The organism is Bacillus sp. IBL03825 (assembly GCF_024712505.1).
In the GTDB taxonomy this organism is placed as follows: Bacteria; Bacillota; Bacilli; order Bacillales; family Bacillaceae_G; genus Bacillus_A; species Bacillus_A wiedmannii.
On sequence record NZ_JAMXKE010000002.1, the window covers coordinates 167,398 to 184,139 of the forward strand.

16 protein-coding genes and 8 pseudogenes are annotated in these 16,742 nt (G+C 31.8%); 18 read left to right on the plus strand and 6 right to left on the minus strand.

All coding sequences use genetic code 11. From position 1 onward, the window contains the following. The first annotated feature begins 285 nt into the window (after positions 1-285). The 5 genes and pseudogenes from NHG49_RS28435 (at position 286) to NHG49_RS28455 (ending at position 3,967) form a co-directional block, all read left to right on the plus strand. The gene (locus tag NHG49_RS28435; protein WP_258126964.1) at positions 286-915 is read left to right on the plus strand and encodes a hypothetical protein; all 630 of its coding nucleotides are present in this window, start codon (positions 286-288) and stop codon (positions 913-915) included. Continuing rightward, positions 915-1,550 carry a hypothetical protein gene (locus NHG49_RS28440; RefSeq protein ID WP_154131519.1) on the plus strand — a complete coding sequence of 212 codons (636 nt, stop codon included), beginning with the start codon at positions 915-917 and terminating at the stop codon, positions 1,548-1,550. The genes NHG49_RS28435 and NHG49_RS28440 overlap by 1 nt, the downstream gene beginning before the upstream one ends. Before the next feature lie 343 nt (positions 1,551-1,893). Further along, positions 1,894-2,275, plus strand: a pseudogene (locus NHG49_RS28445) (hypothetical protein). A gap of 16 nt (positions 2,276-2,291) precedes the next feature. Next, positions 2,292-2,924: a nuclease-related domain-containing protein gene (locus NHG49_RS28450; RefSeq protein ID WP_258126965.1), complete on the plus strand. Its 633-nt coding sequence runs from the start codon at positions 2,292-2,294 to the stop codon at positions 2,922-2,924. A 302-nt stretch (positions 2,925-3,226) separates the two neighbouring features. After that, a complete protein-coding gene (locus tag NHG49_RS28455) occupies positions 3,227-3,967 on the plus strand; it encodes an epoxyqueuosine reductase QueH (protein WP_374987934.1) in 741 nt (246 codons plus the stop codon). Between the two features lie 150 nt (positions 3,968-4,117). On the opposite strand, the gene NHG49_RS28460 is transcribed toward NHG49_RS28455, so the two are convergent. Beyond that, positions 4,118-4,276, minus strand: coding sequence for a hypothetical protein (locus tag NHG49_RS28460; protein WP_222661644.1), 159 nt, complete (start codon positions 4,274-4,276; stop codon positions 4,118-4,120). A 563-nt stretch (positions 4,277-4,839) separates the two neighbouring features. Here NHG49_RS28460 and NHG49_RS28465 point away from each other — a divergent pair. The 5 genes and pseudogenes from NHG49_RS28465 to NHG49_RS28485 all read left to right on the plus strand — a co-directional run bounded on the left by NHG49_RS28465 (position 4,840) and on the right by NHG49_RS28485 (position 6,803). After that, positions 4,840-5,351 (plus strand): annotated as a pseudogene (locus NHG49_RS28465) (thermonuclease family protein). 51 nt (positions 5,352-5,402) lie between these two features. Next, positions 5,403-5,601, plus strand: a pseudogene (locus NHG49_RS28470) (hypothetical protein). 75 nt (positions 5,602-5,676) lie between these two features. Continuing rightward, positions 5,677-5,946 (plus strand): annotated as a pseudogene (locus NHG49_RS28475) (hypothetical protein). A 43-nt stretch (positions 5,947-5,989) separates the two neighbouring features. After that, positions 5,990-6,409 (plus strand): annotated as a pseudogene (locus NHG49_RS28480) (disulfide oxidoreductase). Between the two features lie 100 nt (positions 6,410-6,509). Then, positions 6,510-6,803, plus strand: a complete 294-nt coding sequence (locus tag NHG49_RS28485; protein ID WP_098585287.1) for an ArsR/SmtB family transcription factor — start codon at positions 6,510-6,512, stop codon at positions 6,801-6,803. Positions 6,804-7,191: 388 nt separating this feature from the next. Here NHG49_RS28485 and hfq read toward each other — a convergent pair whose 3' ends face one another. From hfq to NHG49_RS28500, 3 genes are all read right to left on the minus strand, one after another. After that, the gene (gene hfq, locus NHG49_RS28490) at positions 7,192-7,377 is read right to left on the minus strand and encodes an RNA chaperone Hfq (protein ID WP_222661642.1); all 186 of its coding nucleotides are present in this window, start codon (positions 7,375-7,377) and stop codon (positions 7,192-7,194) included. Between the two features lie 318 nt (positions 7,378-7,695). Next, on the minus strand, positions 7,696-7,854 hold the full coding sequence (locus NHG49_RS28495) for a hypothetical protein (protein ID WP_173602309.1): 159 nt from the start codon (positions 7,852-7,854) through the stop codon (positions 7,696-7,698). Further along, complete coding sequence (locus NHG49_RS28500; protein ID WP_258126968.1) at positions 7,851-8,924, minus strand: Rap family tetratricopeptide repeat protein; 1,074 nt, start codon at positions 8,922-8,924, stop codon at positions 7,851-7,853. Before NHG49_RS28500 ends, NHG49_RS28495 begins: the two co-directional genes overlap by 4 nt. A 206-nt stretch (positions 8,925-9,130) precedes the next feature. Between NHG49_RS28500 and NHG49_RS28505 the strand changes: the two are divergent. The 3 genes and pseudogenes from NHG49_RS28505 (at position 9,131) to NHG49_RS28515 (ending at position 10,474) form a co-directional block, all read left to right on the plus strand. Further along, positions 9,131-9,401: pseudogene (locus NHG49_RS28505) on the plus strand (transposase). 63 nt (positions 9,402-9,464) lie between these two features. Then, positions 9,465-9,716 (plus strand): annotated as a pseudogene (locus tag NHG49_RS28510) (ATP-binding cassette domain-containing protein); the annotation flags it as partial. 251 nt (positions 9,717-9,967) lie between these two features. Then, a complete protein-coding gene (locus NHG49_RS28515; protein ID WP_222661640.1) occupies positions 9,968-10,474 on the plus strand; it encodes a GNAT family N-acetyltransferase in 507 nt (168 codons plus the stop codon). Between the two features lie 183 nt (positions 10,475-10,657). On the opposite strand, the pseudogene NHG49_RS28520 reads toward NHG49_RS28515, so the two are convergent. Continuing rightward, positions 10,658-10,819: pseudogene (locus NHG49_RS28520) on the minus strand (IS4 family transposase); the annotation flags it as partial. A 571-nt stretch (positions 10,820-11,390) separates the two neighbouring features. Between NHG49_RS28520 and NHG49_RS28525 the strand changes: the two are divergent. Next, positions 11,391-13,373 carry a methyl-accepting chemotaxis protein gene (locus NHG49_RS28525; protein ID WP_258126969.1) on the plus strand — a complete coding sequence of 661 codons (1,983 nt, stop codon included), beginning with the start codon at positions 11,391-11,393 and terminating at the stop codon, positions 13,371-13,373. A gap of 218 nt (positions 13,374-13,591) precedes the next feature. Here the strand turns inward: NHG49_RS28525 and NHG49_RS28530 are convergent, their stop codons facing one another. Beyond that, on the minus strand, positions 13,592-13,813 hold the full coding sequence (locus NHG49_RS28530; protein ID WP_016090024.1) for a helix-turn-helix transcriptional regulator: 222 nt from the start codon (positions 13,811-13,813) through the stop codon (positions 13,592-13,594). A 293-nt stretch (positions 13,814-14,106) separates the two neighbouring features. Between NHG49_RS28530 and NHG49_RS28535 the strand changes: the two genes are divergently transcribed. From NHG49_RS28535 to NHG49_RS28550, 4 genes are all read left to right on the plus strand, one after another. Then, positions 14,107-14,427 carry a hypothetical protein gene (locus NHG49_RS28535; protein WP_222661638.1) on the plus strand — a complete coding sequence of 107 codons (321 nt, stop codon included), beginning with the start codon at positions 14,107-14,109 and terminating at the stop codon, positions 14,425-14,427. A gap of 15 nt (positions 14,428-14,442) precedes the next feature. Then, positions 14,443-15,609: an FtsK/SpoIIIE domain-containing protein gene (locus tag NHG49_RS28540; protein WP_222661637.1), complete on the plus strand. Its 1,167-nt coding sequence runs from the start codon at positions 14,443-14,445 to the stop codon at positions 15,607-15,609. Between the two features lie 22 nt (positions 15,610-15,631). Next, a complete protein-coding gene (locus tag NHG49_RS28545; RefSeq protein WP_258127027.1) occupies positions 15,632-16,207 on the plus strand; it encodes a replication-relaxation family protein in 576 nt (191 codons plus the stop codon). 282 nt (positions 16,208-16,489) lie between these two features. After that, positions 16,490-16,630 carry a hypothetical protein gene (locus tag NHG49_RS28550; protein ID WP_222661636.1) on the plus strand — a complete coding sequence of 47 codons (141 nt, stop codon included), beginning with the start codon at positions 16,490-16,492 and terminating at the stop codon, positions 16,628-16,630. The last annotated feature ends 112 nt before the right edge of the window (positions 16,631-16,742 follow it).

Below are 16,742 nucleotides of genomic sequence, written 5' to 3' on the forward strand. Positions count from 1 at the left end.
TAGCATGAAAAACAGCATTTTCTCACTCATTTGTACAAGGATGAAATTTTTTTGTTTTTGTACAAATGAGTGGGATAGAACGATTCACCATATGAGAATATTCAACTATAATGAAAAATTGTACGTCATTGTAATATTAAAATGTTTTGAGATTCAGGTGATTAACAGTCTTAGAACAGGAGAATTGAGAACTCTTCGTAATTTTACAATGCTTTAAATAGATAGTACCAAATCATGAGTATTGTATGAAAAAAATTTTATTAAAGTAAATAGGAGTGATTATATATGGCAATCGATCATATAAGCAACAACGTAGTAGAAAAATTAGAACAAGCGGTGCGCTACGAAAAGAAACAAGTTCAGTTATTACGTGTAAGTAAAAGTAGTTCTAATATACACGCGTATATGATTTTTCCGGAATTCTCAGAGGTTAAAATTTCAAATACCGAACTGGATGAATATATAGAAAATCTAACAATAAGCTTGAAATACTTCATTGATCGCAAGTTGAGTCAACAAGAAATAGAAAAACAAAATCATTCGTTCATTATGACATGTTCAGTTGAGGAGGATGGATTAATAGATGATGAAACTATTCATTTTAATACGACTTATGTCAAACCACCAACAATTGCAAATAAAATATTTAAGTTAGTGTGTGGATTAGGCAATCTTTTAGATAGCTTAAAAGAGTTACATCTTACAGTATTAAATAATAATATTAATCGAATTGAAATTGGATTTTACAATGAAAATGAAACACATATGGCAGTAGAGAAGGAAGGAATTGCGAATGCAATTATGGGGGCATATACAAAAGCAAATATCTATTATGCAGCAGATCTCTATTATGTTGCAGAAAGAAATCAAATCAAATTAAAGAGCGTTAAACCAAAATTAGCGGGTGATGTGTGATGAAACAAGAAAAAAGGATGATAGGAGTCTTATGTACGCTTGTTTTGATGGTGTTACTATTTGTCCCCTTACAAGCTGTCCAGGCCTCTGTAAAAGTAGATTTTAATGAATTGAAGGGGAACGATGTTTCGTCATCCTTTAAAGAGGGATTAAACAATCGAACGAAAACAAAAGAAAAAGATGATTCATTTGGCTCATCAATCATACAAAAGATTGAAGGTCTGTATGCTCCGGCTTTTAAGGTAGGAGTAAATATCTTTTCTATTTCATTCGTATTAGGCATTATTGTCATGGTTATGGCGTTAATTACAAAGAATGGCCAATGGATGAAGTGGGCAACTGGAAGTATGATTTTCTCATTTATTAGTATGATGTCCCTGAGACTAAGTGTGTACTTCTTGTTCAGTTCGGATGTATTTTCGTTTATGAACATCTTTACGGATTTTTTAAACCTGTTTAAAGCAACAGCACTTATTTTCACACCGTTTATGCTAATCGCAGGTATTCGTTTAAGAAAAATTCATGAGAGTACGAAACAGCCAGAGTATTACCGTTGGTCCAACCGTGTTATAACGGGCTCTTGTTTGCTGTGTATGTTAGCCGTACTCACTCCATGGTTATTTGTTAATATGTAAAAACTATATATAAAGATGATAAAAGGTATTGAATCTACATTCAGCACCTTTTATTTATCTATTTGGTTTCTTTTTTCATATTCTTCAAGTATCTTCGGCGATATAGGAGATAATATGTCACTTAGAAATACAGTTGTATTTTTGCAGGTGAAAAGGTTTGAAAAAGCTGAATCTGTTTCTTGTTCTGTTACCGTATTATCTACTAAAAGTTTTAACATATCAATTACAATCCTCTTTAGGCTAGTTCGTAAATTAATAGAGATGTATCATATTATACTTATAATTGAATGTGAATATTTCTCAATTGAAAATAACCTTATCTATTTTGAAAGGACTGTTTGTTTTGAAAAGAAATCGAGAGTATATCGTTTTACGAAATTCCATTTTAATCGGTTGGCTGCTCACAATTATTGTTATGGGCCTATCTGTCTATTTTTCTTCCATTATATATTTATTAATCGGATGTTTCATTCTGTCGCTAAAATACGGATTAATGGGCACAATAAAGAATGTAGAAAACCGTTTACCTACCTGGGCTAACTTTGGAGTCATTGAAAAACCAGTAAATAGAAGGGTAACCAGACTCTTTCAGTTTGGGGGGGCTCCTTGTTTCTTTAGCATTGGGATTCGTAGAGATGGTGATAAAAGGCTTATGTATGTCATATTTTATTTTAGGGTTAGAAACGTATGTATATCGTTTGATGCGCAGAAACGCAAGAGTGTGAAAAGGAGGTTTTTATTATGAAAGTATTGATATTTGAATTGATTCTCATTGTGATTCTGATTCCTTTGAACATTGTTTTAAAAAAACATGTACCGAAATGGAAAGCCGGGGAAAGACTAGTGAAACGTATATTGGGCAAATTAGATCCCAAAAGTTATTATGTGCTACATGATGTGACGGTTCATACGGAGTATGGTGATACAACGCAAATTGACCATATTGTTATTGCAGAAACAGGTGTAATTGTTATAGAGACAAAGAACTACGAGGGCTGGATCTATGGAAGTGAGAAATCAGCCAGATGGACACAGGGTATTTTTAGAAAGAAATCCTCTTTTCAAAACCCATTTCGACAAAATTATAAACATATAAAAGCAATTGAATGGGTGATGGAACAACAGCTGCCGTGTATCTCTATTGCGGCGTTTCATCCAAAATGCAGTCTAAAAAGGGTAAATGTTCATTCTAAAGATAAACATGTCCTATATTATAACGATCTAAAAAAATGTATCGAATCTTATATTAATCTGAGACTAACAAAAGATGAGGTTGAGCATATCTACCAAACCATTTTGCGAGCAAATATTACCGGTAAGGATATTGAGAAGAAACATGTGAAGTATTTACAGAATAGATTCGCTAAACAATAAGAAACGGAGAAAGGAACAATGTTATATATAATAGGTTTTTTGGTAATCATCGTAGTAGTTATTCGTCTTAACGTGAAGTATTACCAGTTAAAAGGTAACCCAAAAGATTTTGTGATGAAAAAGAATGACTAAAGATATATTGTAGACATAAAGCTAATAGACTACGTACATTATTAGGACCGTCATGAAAAGTTCAAAAGAACAATTTTAAGGCTTGTAAATAGATGTATATAACTATATTTGTGAATTCAGATGATAAAATAGATAAATAAAAATAAATAGGAGGTTTAGTTGTGAAAGAAGTGTTAGATGTTGAAACGTATTTAAAAAAAATAAAGAACCAGAAAATAAATTATGACAAAGTATTAAGAAAAATGATTAAAGATTGGGAAGCAAAGAACGAAAGACCAAAAGTGTTACTTCATTCATGTTGCGCTCCTTGTAGTACCGCTTCATTGGAATTTCTTGCAGAACATTCAGATGTCACAATCTTCTTCTCAAATTCAAATATCCACCCGAAAAGTGAATACATACGGCGCTCTAATGAACAAAAGATTTTTGTAAACAAGTTTAATAATCGTACAGGGCACACAGTAGGATTTATTGAGGATAAATATCGTTCAAATGTATTTTTTAAAATGGTAAAAGAAGAAGGTTTGGCAGAAGAGCCAGAAGGTGGACTTCGTTGTTCAGCTTGTTTTGATATGAGATTGGATCGTTCAGCTGAGGTAGCACAAGAAAGGGGATTTGATTACTTCGGCAGTGCAATTACTCTTTCTAAAAATAAAAATAGTCAATTAATAAATGAACTTGGAATTGGTGTGCAACAAAATTATGATTCACGTTATTTACCAAGTGATTTTAAAAAAAGTAATGGATATCAACGCTCAATTGAAATGTGTAATGAATATGATGTTTTCCGTCAATGTTATTGTGGTTGTTCATTTGCAGCGGAAAAACAAGGTATAGATTTGCGAGCGGTGAACAAAGATGCAATAAATTATCTGAAAGAAAATAATCTTAGTTTGAAAAAAGAGATTTAATCGTGAAAATTTGATGTGAAGTTAACCTATGATCTACAAAAGAAATGCAGTATGTTTTTAAATGATAAATGTAAAAAGCTAAAATAGTTCTGGAATAACTCCTTACTGGTTAAATTTCTAGAAAAGAAAAAACCAATAAGGAGTGTTTTCTTAATCTCGCATTGCCCCTGCTTCTCGGGAAGTCATTGCTCCTTGTCCCGCTCTTACATCATTCTGAATTTCTTGTTTCACTTTATGTGCATCAGTTTCAGCAAAATCTGGTTTCATAACAGAACCAGTACCTTTTATAGATTTTTTATGATCTTGCATACAACACCTCCTCGATTTAACGTTTAACAACCTTATTATTTACAAAAATATACTCGGTATACCCGAGTAGTTGAACGAATATCACGTAAAGTAAAAAGGTGATCAAGTAAGTTTCTCAATATACGATTTAGATAAGAAGAAATAATACATTAAAATCTTAAATTCTGTATATAAAACTAATAAGAAATACGATATGATGAAAGTAACAAAATTCTTCTAAATCTTTCTTGCAAAAGGACACACCTACGCATACATATGCTATAGGTGTGTCCTTTTTTATTTATTTTAAAACTTTGGAACCAAAAGGGGAGATAAATGTCGTATGTTAATGAAATTACATTGACAAATGTGCCATTTTAAAAAAGTATATAGGCAAAAAAGAACGAGAGAGGCATGGTATTGAAATGTCCAGAATGTAAAAGGCACTCATTTAAACCTGTTTTTAATGATTATCCGAATTGGATTCAGAGTTGTATTTGTTTTAATTATCAAGGAGTCAATTCAATATATAGTCTTTTTGTTTATTAGGTAGAGAGAAATGCTTATTTGGAGGATAAGACATTATGAAATCTTGGATTAAGGTTATTTGTATTACGTCATTCGTTTTTTTAATGACAGCATACAACAATTCGATTCAAGTAAATGGTTCGAAACCTGCCCGAACAGTACAAAAGGGAGTACAACAGCAAGTACAAGGGAAAAGTATTGTTGATATTACAGAAGCTTATAAAGAAAAATTACATGGCTTAGAAACAGTTAAGAGGAAAGGAAGCGTCGTTATTTCTAAAGAAACAATTAAAAGGAAAAAGCGTAACATAAGTCTATGATTGTGGACCTAAAGAGGACAAGTATGGCGGGAAATTGGCATATGTATTTTGTGAAGGGATACATATCAACGAATTAATAGTTAAATCAGGATATGGCATTGTAGCTTACATTTTAAAACCTAGCACTACACTGCTTCCACAAATGCTAGAAAGCGAAACAGAAGCAAAGGCGACAAAATTGGTGTGTGGAGCATAAAAAGGTTTAGGATGAAGAGAAACATCATTATAACCGTAATGATGCGGTTTAGCCCCCTAATCCATTGCAATATAAATATTCGTACAAAATGGAGGTTTTTTGAATGAATGAAAACAAAAGAAATATGCTCTTATCCTTTATCATTTCAATTTTATTTATTTTCGCGAGTTTATTACCTTTTAGTAGTAATGAATGTGTGTATGTTATCTCCAAAATTGGTGCTGCAGCTGGTGTAATAAATATTGTAATGATGAGTGTCTTCTTGTATTTTCAAATTAAAAACGGGACATTTGTTAAATTAGTAAAGTAAGACGTAATAGTTTTCCTTACCCATTCTTTTTAATAAGGGTAAGGAAAGCTGAAAAGGGGTGCGAAAGGTGAGTCAAGTACTTGGGCTTTTGAAGTTTGTTTTAGCGAATGAAAGACGGTATGTATATTTAGCGGTAGTAAAAAAGAAAAACAAAAGAGTACATACACATATTGTATATGGTTTTGGTCCGCTAGAAAAAGCATTATAAACCATGTACGAAGTGCGTGATGATTTTGAGAACCTTTTCCTTTTAGAATTAAAAGAGAGGCGATACGATTGGATATTTTCTTTTGAAACAGGGTACTCGAAACATGGTAATAAACTAGTCATATATTAGCAAACGTTTTGCATTCTAATAAGATAGGTGAGGCGAATATAAGATGTCAATCATTCGAAAGTATCACATTGCAATTGCTTGGATGATAGCTACAAGTGCAATGCTCATAAGTTTGGTTTTTAGTGAATGGATGAAACTACCTCCATGTGATTTATGCTGGTATCAAAGGATGGCCATGTATCCATTAGTATTAATATTGGGTATAGGAATGTATAGAAAAGATCCCAACGTAAGTACATATGCATTTCCATTTGCATGTATTGGTTTAATAATAGCCGTTTACCAGATAACAATTCAGACTTTCCCAACAAGTGAAATGAAGATATGTTCAGTAGGCGTTTCTTGTACAGAAGATTACTTGAATTTATTTGGTTTCATCTAGATACCTATGCTATCTTTTGTTGGATTTTTAGCCATTATAATACTTCTATATGCAAAAGGTCACAAAGATAAAGAAGAGTAAATAGCTCGGTGATTATGGACTATATATACTTGTACAAATATTAAACACTCATAAATTGATATTAAAAATAATAAAGAATGTAGAAAAGGAGAAATAAAATATGACAGAAATGCAAATAAGTAAAGAAATGCACAAAATTCCAGAGGCGGATGTAGAATTATTGAAGATTATGGCTCATCCAGTTAGATTACAAATTGTGAAAGAATTAGAACATCGCAAAATTTGTAATGTAACACAATTGACGGAGCTATTAGAGGTACCTCAATCTACTGTTTCGCAGCATTTATCTAAGATGCGTGGGAAGATTCTTCGTTCGGAAAGAAGAGGGTTAGAGATGTACTATCATATTGTAAACTCCAAAGCATGCCAGATTGTTAGTGTATTAGGTTTATAAATAACTTAAGCGAAATAGTAGAGCAGGTTACGAGAATAAAAATGAAACAAGGGCAGCTATGTCAGGCTGCTCTTATTTCATTTGTGATTTTGCATATATTTGTGCGAATTTAGTATAGCAAACATTTTTTCTTTTTTCTTTTTTATCAAATAAAAAAGAAAAAAGAAAAAATGTTTGCACAGGCCAAAATTACGTATGAAAAAGAGTTCGGGATACCCGACCTCTTTTTCAAACAAGGGTTAGAGATTAGTTGTTATTTAATTCATACTCATTTTATGTTTAATTATTAGAATGTCCAATTTAACTATTTGTTTCAAACAATAATAAAATTCAAATTTAATTTTAAAGTGGAGTATATTCAAAATGAAACATCAAAACTTACGGTAGTTTATACGGCAACTGTTGAAATCGCCTGCTTATATAGGCATTTTTGTTTTCCATCGCTAGAGATTAGAACTGAAAATTTATCCACACCAATAATGATTCCAGGTATTCTAACTCCGTTAATTAGGATAATATTTACTATTCTTTGTTCCCCAATTAATTTCTTATAAAAATCGTCTTGTGTATACATTAATAATTTCTTCCGCTCTTTAAATATTCTAATCTTTTTAAATTTTTCTTATTAATATAAAAGGAATGGAGTAATTATAACATTTCTAGGATGGATTTTTATAAAAAAATAAAAGCCCTTACAATGAAGTAAAGACCTTTACTTATTTATTATAAGATACCTTTTTTATTATCTCTTTATATTATTAAATATAACTGTATAGATTTGTTGAGGAGAGTCTTACACCCTAATTATCACAAAGTAAGTATATATAATATAGGAAGAAAACCTCCCTGCAAATAATAGTGTATCAATTGTAGGAGAGGATTTCTTCAGTTATTACATTCCTTCACCATGGGTATTTGTATATTGTATAATTTCCTGCTTTTGTACTGCAATCATTGCCTCGCCGTGAGTATTACTTAAAGTGATTGGTGCTACTAGCATAAAACCTGAGAATAAAAGTCCTGCTGTACTAATTAGTATTTTTTTCATCATTTTAAAGCACTCCTTTTCTCCATTTCAATTTTAGCTTTGTATCCCACACGGAAGTACTGGCTTACTTTTAAGTGGTTACCTTCATCATAATACTTGTTTGCTAATTCATCAGCATATATTTCAACAAAGTGCCATAAATTTTCTTCTTGGAGATAATGGATTCCTTCAACAATAATCTTTTCGTATTCATCTATAGGAGTATGCTGTAATCTTGCATTTAAAATCGATAAATGATGATAATATTCTTTATTATTTTGTGCATTACTAATTTGCAATCCTTTATTTATATAATCAGCGGCTTCATTTATATTCCCTAGTTTCTCATGTTCTTTAGCTAACAAATACATTGTTTTACAGCTACCTTCCAGTGCCTTGGAGAGATAATTGATTGCTAGTTGAGGCATATTTTGATCTGAATATAGAAGCCCTATATTATGGCGAATCATATGAGTAAGTTGTGTTTGCTCTTGTTTGGTTGCAATATCTAAAGCGGAAAGGAAATACTCTTCAGCTAACTCGTATTGCTTTAGAGAAGTACTTGCAAGTCCCAAAATATTATTACATGAAGCTATATTTATTTCATACCCAACTTCATTAGAATAGATTTCTTTCGCTTTATTAGCGTATGTTATTGTATTTAGTGGTTGGAACTGATAATAGTTGAACAGGGCATACTGATAATTAAATTCTGCTTGTTCTAATTCATCCGGAATAAGAGATAGAAGTGTTTCAGCTTTGTGATAGAAGTGCTTAGCGTCAATGTATTGTCCAATCTTCATTGCGTGTATAGCATTGAACAAATAGTAGTAGTAATTGAGCATGTCTATAGTAGACTCTTCAATATGTTCTCCAGGTATTAATAATCCAGATGTATTATTTATCAAAAGATTATACCTAAACTCTAGTAAAGAATAGTAAATAAGAAGCGTTGGATCTTGTTCCATTTCTTCGAGAAGTTTTTCAACATCAGACCTTAGATTTTTGGCTTGCAATAGCTTTTGAGAACGCATAGCTTTGTACCAATCGTTCATTAATGTAGTAATGTTTTCATTTCCTTTTGCTACGATCACATAGCTTCCCCCTTTGTATGTTTATATCTATATGTTTTTATCATAGCAGTGAAATCCATATTATTACAGATGGTATTAGTTTAAATTGTATTTCTAAATATTTATCAGAAAATTCAGTATTAAAAACAGACCAAGTTCGATACCTCTTCATATTAAGTTAAAATAAATGATTAGTATAAATTTAAAATAGCGACGAAGGAAAGGCAGTGAAAAATCATACAAAAGGTCCTAAAAGGCAACTATTGCAAACGAAAATGATATGGTCATATCTAAAAGCCAAAACAGCGTAAAACCATATCAAATTGGTTGAAAGAGGCATATATATAGAAGATTATGGCTCATAACAGTAGATTGAAACCGAGAGAATATGAGGATGTTTTGAAAAAAGTAATGAGAAAAATCTATGATCGTGAAATTTGGATTCCAGATTACTCATTTGATTGGGTACGAGCGTATGTATCATCAAGAAATGTATAAACCTTGTTAAAGAAGAGAATTTTTAGAATAAAAACAAACATATTCTTTATATTCAGTAACTGTCATTTAATTCAATTAAGTGGCAAACACCGGCAACGTGTAGCAATTGCTAGGGCACTATCTTGCTATGTTGTTTTATTTATTGCTGATGAACCAACAGCAAATAAAATGATTGAGTTGTTTCAGGAACTCGATCGTCAAGAAGGTAAGTGCGTAATTGTTGTTACGCATTCGCAAGAATTTGCAAAAAAATCAGGTCGAGCAGTTTATTTAAGTAAAAAGAAGTTAGTAGTAAGAGAAATTAAGAACAGTTAAGAAAAAAGCTATTTTTGTTCTCAATTAACATAATTTTCAAAAATGTACGGATGTTAATATTTGTTATATGATATATTTGTCAAAGTACTATTCCTGTAGTTTTAATGATGAATCTGTAAGATAGTTTGTTTGTCACATATATTCATCTTAAATTAAAAAGAACTTGTAGAGATTCCTACAGGCTCTTTTTAGTTTAGGGGTTGAATGTGGATTTGAAGTAAAGAAACAATTTTTTGAGAGGAGAAAAGTAAATGTTTATAAAAGCGGAAAGATTATTAATACGAAATTTTGAATTCAAAGATTGGCAAGCTGTCCATGAGTATACATCAGATAGCAATGTAATGAAATACATACCCGGAGGGGTTTTTACTGAAGAAGATACAAGTAACTTTGTAAATAAAAATATGGGTGAAAATGCTGAGAACTTTCCTGTGGTACTGATTGATGAAAATATTCTGATTGGTCATATTGTTTTTCATAAATATTTTGGTGAGCATACTTATGAGATTGGATGGGTATTCAATCCTAAATATTTCAATAAAGGATATGCTTCTGAAGCAGCACAAGCTACATTGAAATATGGGTTTAAGGAAATGAAATTGCATAGAATTATAGCGACATATCAGCCACAAAATACCCCATCATATCGATTGATGGAGAGAATTGGAATGAGAAGAGAAGGCTATTTCAGGAAGTGTATCCCCCATGGAAATGAATGGTGGGATGAATATTATTACGCTATTTTAGAAGAGGAGTAGTGTTTCAGAGCACATTAATTAAATCGCTTGGTCTATAAAATCTTTAAAATGTGGGCGGTCCACCATCCCCATCAAGCTAACATTATTTTAGTTTAATTTCATGTAATATTTTTTCTGAAAATCAGTATAAGTTCTTTAAAAATTTGCATCCTAAATAAACCCTATCTTGTTTCAGATTTTTGATTACGCTACATGATTGTGGGGCATAGAAAAATTATATACGACGCCTAAGATAACAATGACTGTTTTCTTCTCATATCTATGGGGTTTTCGACCGTGTTTCTGTAAGAAATTAAACAGGCGAAACAATACCTTTGTTAATTCTTGGGTGTTTTTTTGTAAAGATTAATAAAAAATATTTCTTAATTTTAATATTTAAAACTTATGTATACGTGTTACAATGAAGTCCTCCATTTTATTTTATTCTCCTATTTAGAATTTATGGTTTAGTTTCCAATAATACAAAAGTGGCTGTAGTAAATAGATAAATGAATGAAGTGAAGCGGTTAGAGTGGTTAAAAGGCTGTTAAGCATAATTATCCAGAAAATAAATTCACTTAATAAAGTTTTAGGGGTTTATTATGGTAAGGATTTCATCAAATTTGAATCGTTCTAGATTAAACTTTTGATTCAATTAAAGTCAAAAATAATCTTTAAATGAAGTTCATGTTTCATCCAGGTAATTTAGAATAATTCGTAGCCTTAACATTGCTTAATATAGCACAATAACATATTCGAAAGGTGGATAGATAAAACTCCGCTTGTAAAAACTAAATTGTAATATAAGGAGATATATGTAAAAGGATATAATGGTAATTTTATTTCGAATAATACCATAAATCAATGTAGAAAAAATAAAGAAGCAAACAATTAAATAAACTATATCAGTTGTAAGAATGAAGGGAAGAAGTAAAAAGTGTTTAAAATAAAAGAGAGATTGGAACAAATGAAGCTTAAAACGAAGTTATCTATGGCATTTATTGCAATATTAATTATACCAAGTCTTATCGTAGGAGTATCGTCTTATGATAAAGCAAAAACAGATCTTAATGAAACAATTCTACAAACTGCGAAAGATAATGTAAGTATTTTAAATAAGATAGTTGATGATGAATTAGAAAATAAACATGTAGATGTAACTCATTTTGCAAAGATACTTACACAAGGTGATTATAATGCTGACCAATTGCAAAATGTACAAAGTAAATTTGATCAATATATACAGTTACATCCAGAGATAGAAACAATTTATACTACATCCAGTAATAATCAATTTATTCATGCACCTGTTGGAAAAATACCAGAAGGATTTAATCCGTTAGAAAGTACTTGGTATAAGGATGCAGTAAAAGCTAATGGTGAGATTATTGTCTCGTCTCCCTATAAATCAAAGGCTACAGGAAATATGGTAATAGCAATTGCAAAGCAAAATGCTGATAAAAGTGGTGTCATTGGTATGGATTTGAATATTGATGATATCGTAAAAACTTCTAAAATGATAAAAATAGGAAAACAAGGCTTTGTATCTGTAGTAAGTCAAGATAAGACTATCGTTGTTCATCCTACACTTAAGCCAGGTGAGAAATTAGAGAAATCATTAGCAGATAAACTATACAAGAAAGAAGATGGAGTAATTACTTATAGCCTTAATGGTGAGGATCGAAACATTAGCTTTAAAACAAACAAAAAAACAGGTTGGAAAATAGCTGGTGTAATGCCTATTAAAGAAATTGAAGAAGCTACCAATCCTATTTTTTATAAAACGCTCACTATAATAGGGGCTTCACTGTTGTTAGGTGGAATTGTAATTTTCTTCTTTCTTAAATCTATTATTAATCCACTAAGACAATTAGTTATTTCAGCTCAAAGAATTAGTCAGGGAGATTTAACTGAGAAAATAGATATTCGTTCAAAGGATGAACTTGGTCAATTAGGTGGTAGTTTCAATACAATGGCAGAGTCGTTATGTAATATAATTTCTCAAATTAACACATCTGCAGGACATGTGGCTGCTTCGTCTGAAGAACTAACTGCTAGCGTAGAGCAAGCAAGTGTTGCGACAGAACAAATCACAAAAGAAATGGAAGAAATATCGAATAGTGCAGAAGTTCAAAATAATGAAGTTGCGTCTGGAGCTACATTAATTGGTGAGGTAACACGAAACATTCAATGCGTAGCTGATAATGCTTCTGAAGTATCGGCTTCATCCTTATACACAAAACAAAAAGCCAATGAGGGTGAACAATTAGTAGAACAGACTGTAACGCAAATGCAGTCTATCCATCATTCTGTTTCTCAATCTGATAATGTAATTAAATTATTAGATAAGAAATCGCAGCAAATCGGAAGTATATTAGAAGTAATTCAAAATATTGCAGCACAAACAAATTTATTAGCATTGAATGCAGCGATTGAAGCGGCTAGAGCAGGAGAACAGGGGCGTGGCTTTGCAATTGTTGCCGACGAGGTCAGGAAGTTAGCGGAGCAATCATCCGAATCTTCAATGGAAATTGGAAGTTTAATTAATGAAATACAAGCAGATGTACATGAGACTGTAAAAGCTATGAATGAAGTAGGAGTTGAAGTGCAGTCGGGGATTCAGGTTGCGAATGATACAAAACAAAGTTTTTATGAAATCTCAAAATCTGCAAATGATATTGTGTCAAAAGTACATGGTATGGTGGAATTATCAAATAAAATGACAAGTGATGTAATGGAAGTCGATACATCAATTAATCAAATATCTATGGCTGTGAAAGAGAATTCTTTAAGTATGCAAACGATAGCCGGTTCATCTGAGGAGCAACATGCTTCTATGGAAGAGATAAATTCTTCAGCAATACAATTAGCACAGATGGCCGAAGAGCTTCAAGAATTAATTGGTGGATTTAAGATATAAGTTAAGATTCTAGGATAGAATCCTAGATAGTATGTTTAAGGATAGAAGTTAAAAACCTTATAATGTAGTAAATAAATATAATGTGTATTTTTTATAGAGTTTGCACATGAAGATCAACTACTTAAAATGTAGTTGATCTTTTTTATTAGATATTCATTTTTGAATATCTCTTTCATTCAAGTGTAGTGTTGATACAGTAGTATATATTGAGTGAATTATCACATCCAAAAATCTTCAAAGTCTACGCCGAATCCTTTTCTTTTTAAGGCCCTAATTATCTTTTGACCATTTCCTAATGAAGGCTTGTATTGATTCGAACGGGAGATACGACTAATTGTATTTTGGTTTACCCCACTCCATTCCTTTAATTCCGTTTGAGTAATATCATTCTTTCTTAAAAATTTACCAAACTTAGATAACGGTTTTCCTAAGCCAAACACTGCGAACACTCCTATTCGTAGATACTCTATTAATCACATTTTTACCAAAGCCTGATTTTTTTAAACAAAAGTGTTAATAATGTACAAGCTGTTCGCAATATGATGTATCAAGGTCGCTATCAAAGTTGCTAGCAAACGTATTATCAAGATAGATATCAAATCAATTAGCTTTTGTATTGGCAAAGTACATACCAAATTAACTATCAAAGTAATGTTAACAAGGTAATAAGTGAATCAATCCTATGTTTTATGAGTTTTCTTATTCTGTTTATAAAGAGAACGGAGGCATTTAAATGCGAGTAAGGAAAGAAAGGATTTTTTTTCGTAAGTTTATAGAGCGGCCATACAAAGATAAAGAAAATACAATTCGTAAATACAAGTCATTAAGTCCGTTTGCATTCTTTCATATGTCCGGTCAAGTGTTAAATACTTATATTGCATTAGGAATAATGGGGACGGTTTTAATTGGGGCAGTCTTGTTAGAAAAGTATTTGGTACAAAATGAACATATATTTGCTGCAAAGTTTGTGAGTGGAAGTATTTATTATGGTATGCGAATTGGTGGAGTTAGCTTGATTGGATACGTATTTGTTCGCATCGTAAGTATGTTTTAGGGAGGAATGGAGTAAATGAGGATTATAAAGGAGTGGCTTCATACACAAAAGCTAAGGAATCGACTTAAAGAGGTTTTTGCAAAAGCAGGTCTATATACAGAGCATCAAACACGTGGAGGGAAAGTGCCTATTTATCCAAAGGTACATAATGTTTCTTCTTCAACAGAAAGTGTGAGGTATGTATTTACGATACCAAACGGATTAGATCCACAAAAGATTGAGAAGAAGTGGTTTTGTTTCCAACAAATATTAGGACGGAATATTACGATTGAAGGGGATGTGAAAAAATTTGTATTACATGTATTCCATTCAGATTCGGGACTAAAACCTTATAAGTACTATTATAAAGAGTGGCATTCATTATTAAAGGAATTTCGCCTTCCTGTTGTGGTTGGCCGGGATCAATTTGGGAAAATGATTACATACGATATGCTTGATTCCAATTCACCACACTTATTAATTGCGGGGGAAACGGGAAGCGGGAAAAGTAGTATGGTGCGTGTTGTACTATCCACTTTCATTCAATATATGTCACCTGATAAGTTGCATTTGTATCTTGGGGATCTAAAAAACTCTGAATTTCATTTTTTGCGAAGAGTGAAGCATGTAAAAGAAGTTTGTATGGAAGAAATGGAAATGAAAATTATGCTTCAAAAGGTGTGGAAGGAAATCAGAGAAAGAAGAAAACTCATGGAACAATTCGAGGTTGATCATATTGATGCGTACAACAAATTGAATCCTGATAATCAAAAACCATATATTTTACTGGCTATTGATGAAGTGGCGATGCTTAAAGATGAAAAAGAGTGTATGACTACAATTGAAAAAATTTCAGCAGTCGGTCGATCACTAGGGGTCTTTCTTATGCTTAGTATGCAGAGGCCGGATGCAAAGGTGCTAGATGGTAAGTTAAAACTCAATATGACCGTAAGAATTGGTTTTAAATGCGATAGTGCGATTAATAGTAATATCATGGGTACTCCTGGTTCAGAGCATTTAGAGCAATCGGGCCAAATGATATTAAAACGAAATGGATTAAAGAAAGTGCAAGCACCTTATTTGGAATTAAGTAATGCGAAACAAATTGTTGAACCCTATCGCATGTCTAAAGAAGAGAAAATGCTCCAAACGCCTTTAAAAGAAGAAATTCCTTTATTTGGGGTGTTAGATGATGAGGAGTAGAGATATAGGAATTTTAAATGATTTGAAGCGATTTAGATGCATGTCCCGTGATGATATTATTGACTTGCATTTTCAAGGTTTAAAGAATGCAGTAACTTGTTGTAATACGGTTATGAAACGATTAAGGAGAGATGGTTATGTTGATGCAAACGTATTACAGCACCCATACATTTATTTTCCACAACCAAGTTCTATCAAAAAAACGAGTCAAAAAATTCCTCATTTCCTTGGTATTGTGGACGTATACAAACAACTTGTCTACTACGAAAATCCTAAACTATTCAAAGTGGAACCTAAGTATGGGAAAGAGTATATGGAGCCAGATGCCTTTACGATATGGCGTAGATCCCCATTTTTTATTGAAGTTCAAAAGTCAGTATACAGTAAAAAAATAATGCAAGATAAGATAAATAGATACGAATTATACTTCCATAGTCAAGAATGGCACAATGAATCTTGGCAACCGAAAGCTTCTAAATTTTTCCCTTCAATCCTAATCATTACTGACAAACATTACGACGTTCAATCTTCTTATTTCCGTATATTCCAGGCGAATTCTATAGTGGATTTTATGAATAACTTAATAATTAAATCATAAAGAAAGCCTGCGAAGTGCAGAGCTTTTTTCTTTCCAATAATCTATTAAGCGATGTATGATGCTCTATTACAGCAAAGCAGATATAGTCACCCATCAAATTAATAGCGATAATGTCCGTTTGGATATGAATCACAAATTAAGGAAAGTAAATTTCTATCTTGATTTTATTGTAATAGGTAATTCCTATTGAAACCATATTTATTATTATATTGAACTATGAATCGCTGCATTTTAAACTAAGTTGGAATACAAAATACTATTGGAAAGGAATTTAGTTTCATTATGAACGATGAATGTACACCATTGTTTACAGATTTAGTAGAACATGCAAAGCGAAAAATGTTTTCTTTCCATATACAAGGTCATAAGAAAGAAGAAAGAATGGAGAACCCATTAAAATTATTATTAGGTAAAAATACCTAATCCAATAAAATCATCATAGCGTGTAACTTACACAAGTCGATTTTATTGGTAATTATTTTTACAGGTGCAAAAGTCGTGGTCGTGAAGCAATTTTTTTAGTGGAAGATAAATG

Coding starts and splice junctions, on each gene's coding strand:
- NHG49_RS28435 (WP_258126964.1), top strand. CDS start 286: ATGGCAATCGATCATATAAGCAACAACGTAGTAGAAAAATTAGAACAA.
- NHG49_RS28440 (WP_154131519.1), top strand. CDS start 915: ATGAAACAAGAAAAAAGGATGATAGGAGTCTTATGTACGCTTGTTTTG.
- NHG49_RS28450 (WP_258126965.1), top strand. CDS start 2,292: ATGAAAGTATTGATATTTGAATTGATTCTCATTGTGATTCTGATTCCT.
- NHG49_RS28460 (WP_222661644.1), bottom strand. CDS start 4,276: ATGCAAGATCATAAAAAATCTATAAAAGGTACTGGTTCTGTTATGAAA.
- NHG49_RS28485 (WP_098585287.1), top strand. CDS start 6,510: ATGACAGAAATGCAAATAAGTAAAGAAATGCACAAAATTCCAGAGGCG.
- hfq (WP_222661642.1), bottom strand. CDS start 7,377: ATGTATACACAAGACGATTTTTATAAGAAATTAATTGGGGAACAAAGA.
- NHG49_RS28495 (WP_173602309.1), bottom strand. CDS start 7,854: ATGATGAAAAAAATACTAATTAGTACAGCAGGACTTTTATTCTCAGGT.
- NHG49_RS28515 (WP_222661640.1), top strand. CDS start 9,968: ATGTTTATAAAAGCGGAAAGATTATTAATACGAAATTTTGAATTCAAA.
- NHG49_RS28535 (WP_222661638.1), top strand. CDS start 14,107: ATGCGAGTAAGGAAAGAAAGGATTTTTTTTCGTAAGTTTATAGAGCGG.
- NHG49_RS28540 (WP_222661637.1), top strand. CDS start 14,443: ATGAGGATTATAAAGGAGTGGCTTCATACACAAAAGCTAAGGAATCGA.
- NHG49_RS28550 (WP_222661636.1), top strand. CDS start 16,490: ATGAACGATGAATGTACACCATTGTTTACAGATTTAGTAGAACATGCA.